The organism is Enterovibrio sp. QJM3NY_24, from assembly GCF_057786035.1.
Genome location: NZ_CM173519.1, coordinates 2,078,630 through 2,091,955, shown reverse-complemented (window position 1 = coordinate 2,091,955; position 13,326 = coordinate 2,078,630). Strand labels below are relative to the sequence as shown.

At 47.5% G+C, this 13,326-nt stretch carries 7 protein-coding genes and 2 pseudogenes; 2 read left to right on the top strand and 7 right to left on the bottom strand.

What is annotated here, in order from left to right:
* Nucleotides 1-13: 13 nt before the first annotated feature.
* The 5 genes and pseudogenes from AC3CIC_RS09135 to AC3CIC_RS09115 all read right to left on the bottom strand — a co-directional run bounded on the left by AC3CIC_RS09135 (nucleotide 14) and on the right by AC3CIC_RS09115 (nucleotide 6,114).
* On the bottom strand, nucleotides 14-304 hold the full coding sequence (locus AC3CIC_RS09135; RefSeq protein WP_016959568.1) for a hypothetical protein: 291 nt from the start codon (nucleotides 302-304) through the stop codon (nucleotides 14-16).
* Nucleotides 305-523: 219 nt separating this feature from the next.
* Nucleotides 524-1,480, bottom strand: a complete 957-nt coding sequence (locus AC3CIC_RS09130) for an AEC family transporter (protein ID WP_488514393.1) — start codon at nucleotides 1,478-1,480, stop codon at nucleotides 524-526.
* Nucleotides 1,481-1,662: 182 nt separating this feature from the next.
* Entirely contained in the window at nucleotides 1,663-4,680 is a 3,018-nt protein-coding gene (locus tag AC3CIC_RS09125; protein ID WP_488514392.1) for a calcium-binding protein, read from the bottom strand.
* A gap of 440 nt (nucleotides 4,681-5,120) precedes the next feature.
* A pseudogene (locus AC3CIC_RS09120) lies at nucleotides 5,121-5,264 on the bottom strand (alpha-amylase family glycosyl hydrolase); the annotation flags it as partial.
* A 157-nt stretch (nucleotides 5,265-5,421) separates the two neighbouring features.
* Nucleotides 5,422-6,114 (bottom strand): hypothetical protein, encoded by a 693-nt coding sequence (locus AC3CIC_RS09115; protein ID WP_488514391.1) that lies wholly within the window; start codon nucleotides 6,112-6,114, stop codon nucleotides 5,422-5,424.
* A gap of 85 nt (nucleotides 6,115-6,199) precedes the next feature.
* Here AC3CIC_RS09115 and AC3CIC_RS09110 point away from each other — a divergent pair.
* Nucleotides 6,200-7,362 (top strand): IS3 family transposase gene (locus AC3CIC_RS09110; protein ID WP_488514316.1). Its coding sequence is split into 2 segments (ribosomal slippage): nucleotides 6,200-6,455 and nucleotides 6,455-7,362, totalling 1,164 coding nucleotides; the frame shifts between segments, so codons are not numbered across the junction.
* A gap of 536 nt (nucleotides 7,363-7,898) precedes the next feature.
* On the opposite strand, the pseudogene AC3CIC_RS09105 reads toward AC3CIC_RS09110, so the two are convergent.
* Both AC3CIC_RS09105 and AC3CIC_RS09100 read right to left on the bottom strand, forming a co-directional pair.
* A pseudogene (locus AC3CIC_RS09105) lies at nucleotides 7,899-10,948 on the bottom strand (efflux RND transporter permease subunit).
* 3 nt (nucleotides 10,949-10,951) lie between these two features.
* On the bottom strand, nucleotides 10,952-12,067 hold the full coding sequence (locus AC3CIC_RS09100) for an efflux RND transporter periplasmic adaptor subunit (protein WP_488515895.1): 1,116 nt from the start codon (nucleotides 12,065-12,067) through the stop codon (nucleotides 10,952-10,954).
* Between the two features lie 207 nt (nucleotides 12,068-12,274).
* Between AC3CIC_RS09100 and AC3CIC_RS09095 the strand changes: the two genes are divergently transcribed.
* Nucleotides 12,275-12,871 (top strand): TetR/AcrR family transcriptional regulator, encoded by a 597-nt coding sequence (locus AC3CIC_RS09095; RefSeq protein WP_488514390.1) that lies wholly within the window; start codon nucleotides 12,275-12,277, stop codon nucleotides 12,869-12,871.
* Nucleotides 12,872-13,326 lie beyond the last annotated feature (455 nt).

Sequence of the window (13,326 nt, the reverse complement as noted above, 5' to 3'; positions counted from 1 at the left end):
TAAGCTAAAACAGCTACGACATGATCGCTTTACTTCTAAAAAGCGTTTTTTTGCACGAAAGGCAAATATGCTTGTAACGAGGGTCTTCATGTACCGTTAACGGCTGAAAAATAACTTTATCAGAACTACAGCTGTAACATTTGGCATTTTCTGGGTCATCCGCTTTGCACTCCGGATGTTTTGATAAGTACTCTGAAAGTGTTGGCAGTTTTTGCCAATCTTCATCTTGCGGCTTAGAGTAAAGTACAAAGTAATAGAAGGCAGCTGCGCCAACTAAAGCAAGTATCGAAACACCAACATCCATTTTCTCTCCAAAATATCCAAAAACATAAGTGTCTATTTTTTAACACCTCTAAGCTTGGGGTTCTCTTTCGTGAATGTGGAAATGCGACGTAATGTAACTTTTCTGCTTAGGCTCGAAGCCCACTTGCAAAATGAATGTGAGGCTAGAGTAAGCGTTCAGAGGAGATGTGATTTTTTAGCGCCAACGCACTTTGTGGAAAAAGTAGTGACTATCCTCTCGCTATATCAATCCATGCGCTTTGAGAACGACAATACCCACTGTACATGTGACAGCAGAAAGCACCGTGGTAAATGCAATCATGTTAGCGGCCAGTACGGCATTTCCACCCATTGAGCGCACCATGACATAGCTGGCTGCCGCGACGGGAGAGGCATTCATGAAGAATAAAATGCCCAACTCTATCCCCCTGAAGCCAACCAAATAGGCCCCCAAAGTGATGAGGATCGGCGCAACAATGAGTTTGTAGCTACTTGCAAACCACGAAGGTCCTTTCTCTTTTTTCATCAAGCTAAAATTAAGCGATGCCCCCGTACACAATAGCGCCAAAGGAAGCGTCATTTTCGCCAAGTAGTTTCCTGCATCAACCACCACGTCGGGTACGGGTATGGAAAGCATGTAAAATGTCATGCCAGAAAGAATCGAGATGATAAGCGGGTTTTTGGTCAGGGTGCGAAACATCAATTTCGCGGTTTGTGCCCCAGATGCTGCCCCTTTGGGTGAAAGGCAGATAACCGCTTGCACGTTATAGATAAATGTCGTCACCGCCACATACAAGGCTGCCAATGCGACGCCTTGCGAACCATACGCGTTCGCTACAAAAGCGATGCCGATGATACCGGTGTTGGCACGGTAACTACCTTGAATAATTACGCCTTGGTGGGGGGAGTCTTTAAAGACCAATTTGACCGAGAGATAGGCAAAGATAAAAAACAGGATGCTGGCGATAATGCCGTAATTTACAAACCCACTTGCGGCAGAGAAATCGTGCTCAGAGACGACAATACTTAAAAACAGCATGGTCGGAAGGGTCACTTGAAAAACGAGCTTTGAACCGACTTCGATGAAGTTGTCGTTGATAAGGCCGATGCGTTTAAACACCACCCCGAGTATCAGCATTAAGCAGATAGGGCCGGTGATAGATACCGAGAATTGCAATTGGTGTAGAGCGTCTCCCATGAGCGCATCCATAACGAAAGAAAAGGAAACCTTCTGTCATCATACAATGAAATCACACATTATTGGGAAGCAGTTCAACCTCCCTTAAGCAGGGAGGTTGAATTGATAAGCTAATGTGCAGCGTCAGCAGTCAACATGGCCGGAGGGCTTCGTTAAGTCGCCGAGTGAATTAAAGACCCGCTTTACACAAAGACAAAGTCATCCGCAGTGATATCAGACACATTGGTGTTTTTAAACAAGACATGCACGTAGTCATCAACGTATTCTCTTTCGTCAATCGAGTACGGACGGATCAGTTCTACTAGGGTGTCGCTGCCTTGCTGTGTGATGATGAAATCATCAAAATCAATTTTATCGGCATTGTAATGAGAGAAAAGTACCTTATCGATGCCAACTTCGAAATCGGAAATCGTATCCGTTTCTACGATGCTGAAATCAACCTGATCATCATCAACAACAAAGGTGTCCGCGCCTTGACCGCCTGTCAGCGTGTCGAAGCCAACGCCACCTTCAAGCCAGTCGTTTCCAGCTCCACCTTCTAGTGTGTCATTGCCTTTTCGGCCAATAAGGGTGTCATTGCCATCGCCCCCCACAATGTGGTCGGCGCTGTTGCGACCAATCAACGTGAAGTGAAATTGGCCACCATTGAGGTCGGCGAGATTGATGTTTTCTAGCGTGACTGACGCTTGGCGAGAACCTTCTATCAGCACGTCACTGCCGACTTGTGAAAAGAAGTCGCTCACGCTGTAGATCCCATCATCATCGAGGTGATGAAGACTCAAACTATCTAGCGCATGAGTGATTTCCACACTGTCTTTATCTATTTCAAAGTCAGTCACTGTATTGTGATATTGGCTATTTTGACTGCCATTTTTTTCATAGTCTCCGGCTTTAAACGTATCTTCACCTGAACCACCCGTGAGTATATTGTTGCCAATGTCTGCAACGAGCAGATCATCACCCGCGCCGCCGTCTAGTTGGTCGTTGCCGCCCTCGGCATAGAGTTTATCGTTACCCTCGTTACCGAATAGCGTGTCACTACCTCCTCCTCCCCAGAGTTGATCGTTACCGTTGCCACCAGAAACTGCGTCGTTGCCTGCGCCGCCATCGAGTGTGTCGTCACCGCCGTTACCTTCGATGATGTCGTTGCCTATTTCTCCTGAAATTGTGTTATTTGCATCATCGCCAAGTAACGTTTCGTTGCCATTGTTGCCACGAATGACATAGGAAACTTGCTCGCTTTCAAACGAGGTAGCGTCGAAATTTTTCAGGACAACCTGGAAATATTCATTAAGTTCTAATACAGCTGCGGAGCCTACTTGCTTCGCGGTAATCATCGATAAATCAAAGCCGCTTAGATTGTAAGAGTTAAAGGAGATGGTCAATGTGTCTGTGCCAACGGTGAAATCTTCAATCTGCACAGTTTGAATATCAGTAGAGGTATCGGTGCTAGAAAAACGGATTTCTTGTCGTAGTTCGAAAGTGTCATTACCATCTCCACCCGCCAATATATCGTTACCGCCCCTGGACGTTAGGGTGTCATCACCCGCACCGCCATCGAAGTATTCAGCGTTATTCGTATTGTTACCGATTTTCTTTATGTTGATGGTGTCGTTGTTCGAAGCAGTAGAAAAGCGCCAGTAGCTATCGGCATAACTCTGCCAATCACCCAGTCTGTCTGAGTAGGTGTTTGCGCTCGTAAAAGCAAAATCTGAAGTACTGAGATCGGTCGCTTGGACCTTGTTTAGAATAATGGTCGAGCCATCTGACAGGGTTATGCGCGTTGTGATGCCATGCTGCTCGATGATCAGATCGTCAATGCTGTTGGCGAGGCTTGTGTCGATGCTGATGGTATCGACACCTATTTCAAAATCAACAATGCGGTCATGACCAATGGAAGGGGTCTCATTAGGGATGACATCTTCGCTGCGTAAAATCGAATGCCCAAAATGAAATATATCTGCGCCGCTTCCGCCAATCAGAAGCTGGTCTTTGCCATTTCCTGACAAGTAATCGTCACCCGCGCCGCCGAAAAGACGTGTGCTGTCTGCAGTCGAGCCTTCGATAAGTAAAACGTCATCGCCTGTGCCACCTTGCAACGTGTCGTTTTTACCAAAGCTCACCAGCACATCATTACCGCTTCCGCCACTAACTAGGTCACCGCCAAAGCCTTCAACCCAATCATTGCCTGCGCCGCCAATGGCAACATCGGCAGTGTGTGCATTGGCGAAAATAATATCCTTGCCACCGGCACCGATGGCCAGTTCGCTGTCAATGATCGTATCGTCACCGGAAGCGCCATAAGCGCGATCATAGCCAGAGCCACCATCTAGCGAATTATTGCCATTCCCACCGAAGAGTGTGTCATCGCCTTGGTCGCCGAAGAGCGTGTCATTACCGTTTTGACCATTGAGCGTGTCGTCGCCTTCGTTACCATAAAGCGTATCGTTACCTTCGCCACCATATAGGGTGTCATTTCCTACATTGGCAAGGAGGGTATCATCGCCATCACCGCCATTCAGTATGTCATTGCCAGCGCCGCCAGTGAGCTCGTCATCACCTGAATCCCCCTCAAGCTGGTCGTCTCCAGCATCGCCAGAGATCTCATCGTTGCCTTCACCGCCGGAAAGAAAATCGTCGCCAGCGCCACCATAAAGCTTGTCAATGCCATCTTCACCATGGAGCGTGTCATTGCCTCCGTCGCCATATAAGCGATCTGCACCGTCTCCGCCATGCAAGGTATCGTGGCCTTGTTCACCATATAAACTGTCATTGCCTTGGTCGCCGTAAAGCACATCGTTGTGCAGGCCACCGTAGAGATGATCAATTCCTAAACTGCCATAGAGCTCATCGTTTCCGCTCTCGCCATAGAGACGATTAAATCCATAGTAAGGGCCAGTAGGGGCGGTATCGGTCATGCCGTAGAGTTTGTCGTTACCATCACCACCGTACAGCGTATCAGAGCGCGAACCACCATAAAGCTCGTCATCGCCACCATGGCCATAGAGTGTGTCGTTGTAATCCAGCCCATAGATACGGTTATCGTTGTCGTCTCCGTGCAGGGTGTCGTTTTGGTCAGTGCCGATAATGTCTGAAGCAGCACGGGTTGTTGAGGCCGCGTTAATGACGTCGTTCTGCTGCTCATCGAACGTCAGTGAGAGTGAATTTGGCTCAGATAGATCTTGATCGTTGATGTTCATACCTTTCTCCAAGTAATGTTTTCCGCGTGGTTTTGAATGCGTTTTTTGCAACCGACGCGGACGTTGGTCCTGAAAAAGTGGCTGATAATTGTTGTTTGCCACTGCATCAATTAGAAGCAAGGAGGGGGATGAAATCTGTACTAACTATTAGACAAGCGTGGATTAGCAGCGCTTAGGTTCACAAAATAAAATAAAAATGAGGCACATGGTGAGTAGGATGCGTCAGCGACATTGAGTGAGAGAGGAGCGAGCTTTGTATTTTAGTTTGATGATGGTTAATGGTTAATGGTTAATGGTTGAGTGAGACGAGAGGCATATCGACCAATCGTTAATGCTGGGTGTTTACACGACGTCTTTGAGCTAGATAATACGAAGTGGTGATGGTGTAAGGTATTGATTTTTGGGTGTATGTCCCGACTTTAACTGTGTGATCAGCCGTTCTCAATCCACCCTCTGCGGTGTTCATAGGATTGCTGGGCTTGTTCATCATATCCACACAGAAATGAACGGCGAACGCAACGTGAAACGCAGTGATAGTATGGGGTTGCGTCGATACTGATGAGAGATGAACGGGGTTTAGTCATTAGTAATCAAAATGGTGGCAATCAAACAATATGAAAAGGATATCGTTCAAAAGGCAACCATTCATCTTTACTAAGCGTCTTTGAACTTGAGGGCACTGAATGTATGAAACTGATAATATTGTGCTTTTCTTAGGGTGCCTGTCCCCGCTATTCGCCGCTATTCGTTAGTTTCATTTCTTTCAGCTAACTCCAGAAGTGTATTGATAACAGTCATTAGGTTGGCAACTATTCCCCAATGATAATCATTCGGCTCGTACACCGTGAGTTCTTTCATCGACTTACTTGTGCGCTTCAATTGCATAATTGCCACTCCTAGTTGAGCAGCAATTCCACCACTTTCATTGTCACTTGGCAAAAAATGGATGCTATTTAAGCGCAATTCAATGCTAGCTATAGCACTATCCAGTGCATCAGAAATATGGCTTATGTCACCACCTCTAAAGATATCAGCATCATGTTCTGTACCTCTAGCACCAGTTTCATTACCAATGATTCGCGCAAAGGCATATTCAATATCAACTGCATCAGTCTTGATATATGCCCGACTATTAGCCAACTCTAATTCTACTTTTGCCACTTTCGCCGATAGTTCAGCTTTCTCTGACTGAACTTTCTGAAGTTGTTCAACCAACAACCCCATCTCTTCGTCCTGCTCACTAGATTCTAACTGCGATTTTAATGACGAAATAGTTTCTTTAAGTGAGTTGATTTCCTGATCTTGAAACGATGTCATCTCACGGCTAGAAGTTTGAATGTTAAAAATGCGCTGCCTTAACTCATTGCTTTGTTCAACCGTCAGTCGCGTTTTTTCTTCAAATTTGTCTCGTCTGACTTTACCCTGAGTCTTCATATATTCAGAGTAAATATTGTAGTGGTTTAATGATCCCGGACACCATTTAAGGTGGTAAAGTCACCACTAAAGAAAGAGGTGTTCCATGACAAGACAACGTCGTTCATTCTCCGCTGAATTTAAACTAGAAGCAGCCTGTTTGGTACTTGACCAAGGGTATTCAATTGCTGAGGCTAGCCGCTCATTAAACGTCGGTGAAACGGGACTCAGACGCTGGGTCACACAACTTGAACAAGAGCGCGGCGGTAGTACGCCAGTTTCCAAAGCCTTAACGCCAGAGCAGCAGAAAATCCAAGAGTTAGAGGCAAGGATCCATCGACTTGAACGAGAAAAATCTATTCTAAAAAAGGCTACTGCTCTCTTGATGTCGGACGAACTCGAACGTACGCGCTGATAGACCAATTGAGAGAGCAAGAACCGGTAGAATTGGTCTGTACTGTGTTCGATATCGCCACGTCGACTTACTATGAGCACTGCCAACGACGCCATGATATTGATGCTGAACGTTTGCATCTTCGTAGCGAGATCAACCGACTGTTTACGCTGAGCAGAAGCTCTGCGGGTAGTCGCACTCTGGTCGGCATGATGTGTGAAATCGGACATAAGATTGGACGATTCAAGGTTCGCCGATTGATGAAAGAGGCACAACTCATCAGCAAGCAACCCGGTTCACATAACTATAAGCAAGCTACGGTTGAACGGCCTGATATTCCCAATCAGCTTGATCGTCAGTTCACTGTCGACGCCCCAAATCAAGTATGGTGCGGCGATATTACCTATATATGGGCGGGTCATCGTTGGTGCTATCTTGCCGTTGTCATTGATCTGTATCGCAGACGGGTTGTCGGTTGGGCCATGTCTGACAGTCCTGATGCGGCATTGGTGACAAAAGCGTTGTCGATGGCGTATGAGCAACGAGGAAAACCAAGTGGCGTGATGTTCCATTCGGATCAAGGCTCCCAATACAGCAGTCGCCAGTTTCGACAACACCTGTGGCGGTATCGGATGACACAAAGCATGAGTCGCCGTGGCAACTGCTGGGACAACGCTCCAATGGAAAGGCTATTTAGAAGTCTAAAATCTGAATGGATACCAGCAACAGGCTATGCATCTTTTGCTGAGGCATCCAAAGATATCAGCCATTACCTGATGAGCTATTACAACTGGAAGAGACCGCATAGTTATAACGGTGGTCTTCCACCTGCGAAAGCTGAAAATCAGCCTAATTTACTGTCCGGAATGAGTTGACCACTACATACTGGCTAAAATTAGGATTGCGCTCCAATTGTATACAACAAAAGAGATAAAGTACGTCCCCCATAAAGGGCTGCTAATACGTTCATATAAAACTCCTTTCAAGGAGTTAATTGTTTCTTTTACCATTGTTTCGTACTACTCCGATGAAACTAACAACCTATTAGCGGGCAACTTGCCTTTTTTAGCCCAAAAACGGGACGCCCGACGAGCACTCGTACAGTTGTTCAGATTCAAAATCGACTGGCTAAAAATCAACTAGATGGCTGCATGCCCTACACTCAAAATTTTAAAAATCAGGCGTCCCGACCTAAAAATGTGCTTTTTCACTATACCCATAGCGCTGTTCATTTAAACAGAATTGCATACTGTGCATTGACACTGTTGATAGTACAGTAATTTAAGCAACTTGATGCTTAAAAAAATTAGCTCCCCAACACACTTTTGAGCCAAGCGACTGTTCTTTAAGCACCTACAAAAACGCCACGTATTCACGTGGCGTTTTGCTCTCTACTTTGCAGTTCTTATCCTTAAATCGCTTCCACCTTCACCCTAAAGAAAATCGCATAGAACAGCGGGATCACCACCAAGGTTAGGATGGTGGCAAACAGCAGACCAAACATGATGGTGACAGCCATACTCTTGAAGAACGGGTCTACCAAGAGAGGGGCGACACCCAAAATGGTGGTCAATGCGCCCAGTAATACTGGCCTTGCGCGGCTGAGTGCGGCATCGATAATCGCGTGGTAAGCAGTTTTACCGTCACTTATTTCCACGTCGGCTTGGTCGACTAGCACAATGGCGTTTTTCACCATCATCCCGATCAGGCTCAAGAAGCCGAGTATCGCCATAAACTCAAACGGCGTTTGGAAGATGATCAAACCGACCGTCACACCAATGATGGCGAGTGGGGCGGTTAACCAAATCACCAACGGCTGACGAATCGCGTTGAACATAAAGATGACCGCCAAAATCATCGCTGCAAAGCCGTATGGTGCTGAGATTGCCAAACCTTCGTTAGCATCTTTTGAAGCCTTGTATTCGCCATACCATTTCAGGGAGTAACCCGGTGGCAATTCGAGGGCTTCAATTTCCGTGCGAACCTTGTTGAACGCATCCGCCGTTAACACACCTGGGGCAGGGTCCGCTTGCACCAGAATGGTTGGGGTGCGGTCAATACGGCGAAGCATGTCATCTTGATACACCACATTGACCGACTCGACCACTTGGCTAACAGGAATGAACGCGCCGACGGTCTGGCTAAACACTTCGGTGTTTTCAATCGCGCGCTGGTGGTTGCGTTCGCTTTCTGGTGCGCGGACGACCATTGGAATCAAATCGTTCCCTTCACGGTAAACACCCACATTGCGGCCTGATAACGTCTGGGCAATCGCTTGGTTGATGTCTTGCGTCGTCAAGCCATAGCGTTGAGCGTCTTCTGCGGAATAAACAGGGCGAAGCACGGGCACTTGCTGACGCCAATCGTCTTGCACCGCAATCAAGTTCGGATCGTTCAGCATGATAGCTTTGGCTTTTTCCGCCAGCTCACGCAAAACAGCGCTGTCTGGACTTTAAAGCCCGCTTCAATTTTCTTGCCGCCCCCGCGACCTAGCATGAACTTCCATACCTTGATTGATGCGTCTGGGTATTTCACGGAAAGCGCGTGTTGCAGTTCACCCAACAATGGCGCGATTTTCTTGTAATCGTCGATGTCGATCAGCAACTGGCCGTAACTTGGGTTACGCGCTTCGGGAGCGTAGGTCAGCATGAAGCGCAAACCACCGCCGCCAATGAAGCTAGAAATATTGGTGATGCCTTCTTTGGCTTGCACGTCTTTTTCAATGTTCGCGACCAATGCTTCGGTGTGTTTGATGTCAGAGCCTTGCGGCAAGTAAACATCGACAACAAACTGCGCACGTTGCGATTCAGGCATGAAGCCCGGAGGCACGAACTGCACGCTCCACATCGCGGTGGCGAGTGTGCCAAGTAACATCAACGAACTTGCTGCGCGGTGCGCCAATACCCATTGCAACAAGCCTTTATAGGCGGTGACGACGCGGCTTGGTTTTTGGTCGGCTTTTACCGCTTTGACTTTGAGGAAGTCCAAACAAAGCATCGGCGTGATGGTGACGGCAAACACCCAGCTCAAGAACATGGAATACAAGATCACCCAGAACAGGGAACCTGCGTATTCGCCCATGTCGGAAGGGGACAAACCAATTGCGCTGAACGCACAGATACCGACGACCGTACCGCCAAGCAGTGGCCATTTGGTGGCATTCACGACTTCTGACACGATGGTTTCACGGTCTTCATCAGGGTTTTGCTGGAAGCGCACGAGAACACCGTCGGTCACCACGATGGCGTTATCCACCAACATGCCCAGCGCGATGATCAATGCACCCAGCGATATACGCTGCATGGCGATGTCTTCTATTAACATCACGCACAGTGTGCCAGCCACGGTCAGTAGCAAGACGAAGCCGATGATCACGCCAGAACGCACGCCCATGAACAGCAGTAATACCACAAATACAATGGCGACAGCGGCAATCAAGTTATCAATAAAGTTGGTGACAGAATCACGCACCGAGTCGGATTGCATCGAAATAACATGCAGCTCCATGCCCAGCGGGCGTTGATCATCCAACTCTGCAATGCGTGCTTTAACGGCATCGCCCATGTCGACAACGTTACCGCCAGTGACATTGGAGATACCAAAGCCAATCGCACGTTCGCCGTTGTAGCGCATCAACATAGATGCCGGTTCTTTGTAGCCGCGCGTGACGTCGGCAATGTCGCCCAAACGCAGCACGGTATTGTTGTTGCCGACGGCGATTTGCAGGTTTTTCAAGTCAGCGAACGAATCAATGCTTGAGCTTGGGATCACGGGAATACGCATGGCGTCGGTTTCGATGCTGCCAGCCACAGTCACCATGTTCTGCTTTTGCAGCACTTGGTAGACTTTCTCCGCAGATACGCCGAATTTCGCTAAACGTTCGCTGGAGATTTCAACAAAGATGGTTTCTTGTTGTTCGGCTAACGTGGCGGTTTTGGCAACGCCCGGTACCAGCACTAAGTCACGACGTAACGTATCAACGTAATCTTGCAATTGCTTGTCGGTAAACCCTTCGCCGGTGACGGCAAAGAAGAGGGCATACACATCGGCAAAGTCATCGTTGACGATGGAAGGGCCGGCACCAGGAGGGAGCTGTCGCTGCACATCGGAAATCTTACGGCGAAGCTTGTCCCACACTTGCTGTAAATCCGCCGCGCTTTTGGCGAATTCCAGTTTGATTTCGACCGTGACTTCGGACATACCTTGTTTCGACACGGATTTCACTTCTTTGAGTTCTTGAAGTGATTGCACAGCGCCTTCAATCACGTCTGTGACTTCGTCAGAGACTTCTTGCGCCGTAGCGCCAGAGTATGCCGTGTTGATGACCGCCTGACGGATAACAAATTCGGGATCTTCAAAGCGACCAAGGTTTAAATAGCTGATGTAGCCGCCGATCAGCGTAAGGGCTATCAATACCCAAACGCTGGTACGTTTGGCGATGGTGATACGCGCTAAGTCCATCGATTACGCTCCGTTATTATTTTTGGTAGACGTGTTGTCGGTATAAGGACGCACTTCTAACCCTTCGCGAATGCTGGACACACCCGCGATCACCACACGCTCTCCTTGCGCGAGGTGACTTTTCACCACAATGCGGTTTTTGCTCAATGCACCCACTTCGATAAAGCGTTTTTCGGCTTTGTTGTCGGCATTGATCACCCACACAAACTGTTTGCCTTGGTTGTCAGGAACGACCGCAGTCAATGGCACGGTCAAAATTTGCGCTTGCTCTTGCGCATCGGTTGCGTCAGCAGGGACGACTTTCACCGCCATGCCCGGCAAGGCGCGGAAGCCTTTCATATCATCAAAGCCCAAAACAACAGGGTAGGTTTGGGAAACAGGATCGGCTTCGGTGGCATAAGTACGAAGAACCAGCGGGAACTGTTGGCCCGGAATTGCAGACAGTTCTGCCAACGCTTTGGTTTGATTTAGGCCAGACAACATCACCTTGTGAGGAATGTTGATCACCACTTCCAAATCATTCAAATCTTGCAAAACCACAATGGTTTCATTGGCTTGAATTTGAATGTGATTATCCACGAACTTGCGACCAATAATGCCGTCAAACGGGGCTTTAAACTCGGTATATTCAAGCTGACGCGTGGCATCTTCCACACGGTTTTTCGCTAAGTCGTAACGCGTCGTAATGGCGTCCAAATCGCTTTTTGAAATGGCTTGGCTTTTGTCGAAAATCGCTTTTGCACGACGATATTCGACTTCGGTGTTTTTCAGTTCCAACTTGGCGGATGCCAATGCCGTTTTCGCATCACGCGCATCGAGCATAGCCAGCACTTGGCCTTCTTTTACTTGGTCGCCTTCTTTCACGAACACGTCTGTGAGACGGCCTCCAACGCGAAACGCCAAATCGGCACGTTCCGCTGCGCGAATAACGCCATTGAAACTCAGTTCATCACTGGCGCGTGCGGATACCAATTCGGTAAGGGCTGGTTTAATAACAGGTGCAGCAACTTGCTGAACCTCTTTCTCGCCACATCCACTCAATAGAAGGACAGACACCGCGATGCTCACAGCGAGGGTATTGGCTTTGAATGTTGCCAATGCAGACTTTTTAGAAACCATGTTCACCTTTTTCTCCTTAGAAAGAAGGGTCAGCCGCGACCACTGTTTGAAGGTTTTTGTGTTTGTTGGTTATTTCCGACGCAATAGATGGGACGGAAGTAAACTCTAGAGTTTATTTCATGCATGTCTTGCCAAAAGGTAAACTCAAAAGTGTTTTTTTAATAACTGCCTTGCTAAAGTTGATGCATCGGTAAACGGAGAAATGTAATGACACGCTCGGAACAAAAACGTCTGGCCATCATCAACGCGGCGAAGGAAGAATTCATTCGATACGGTTTTATCGCAGCAAACATGGACAGGGTCTGCACCTCGGCAGAAGTGTCTAAGCGCACGCTATATCGCCATTTTGAAAGTAAAGAGGTGTTGTTTGAATCCGTACTGACCATCATTCAAGAGTCTGTACAGGAAACAGCTAGCTATCCGTTTGACCCTGAAATCAGCGCGTATGAGCAGCTAAAAATTATTAGCCGAAAGGAAGTCGATATTCTCTACCACTCTTACGGCATTCCGCTGACACGCGTCATCTTGATCGAGTTTCTTCGCCAGCCTGACATGGCCCAAGCCATTATCACCAAGCTCTATAACGCCAAAGCACTAGCCGGGTGGTTTGCCGGTGGCATAGAAGCAGGCAAACTCAGCAACATGACACCCGAGCTTTTCACGAACACCTACTCGAGCCTGTTCAACGGCATGTTCTTGTGGCCACAAGTCTTCGACATGCGTGCCATCCCAGAAGGGAAGGACATCGACGACAACATTGAGCATGTTGTAAATGTGGTGTTGGGGGCGTGTGGGGTGGAGTAGAGGCAGAACTCTTTGAAAAGTAAGTCAGGCCAACCAAGTGTTTACACTCGAGTGATTTAGCGGGCTAAACAAAAACTCGTTAGTTTAAATAGACAGTGATGAAAATCTGATGGCTTTCGGCCTTCAGGTTTTTTTTGTTTTCTAGATAAAGATAGTTGTTCGTAAAGTGTGTTAATTATATTTCCACCTTCTTTTTCATCGCTGTTCTAATGGTATTTCACCATGTTTTATTTCATTTTGACATGTTATGTAACACTTTAAAGTTGGCCAGTTGTATTTATCGTGAATGTTAAATATTTTCGCTAAAAATGTGTGTTTTTTGGCCGATTTCATTTAGGTGCAGTGCAATCTTTGAAGTCAGCGCAGAAATCTAGAAGCGAGTTTTAAATCAATATGTTGTGGTGTAAATATAGCGCGCGTTGAGGAACGTCTGTTAGCGCGGGGCTATATCTTAC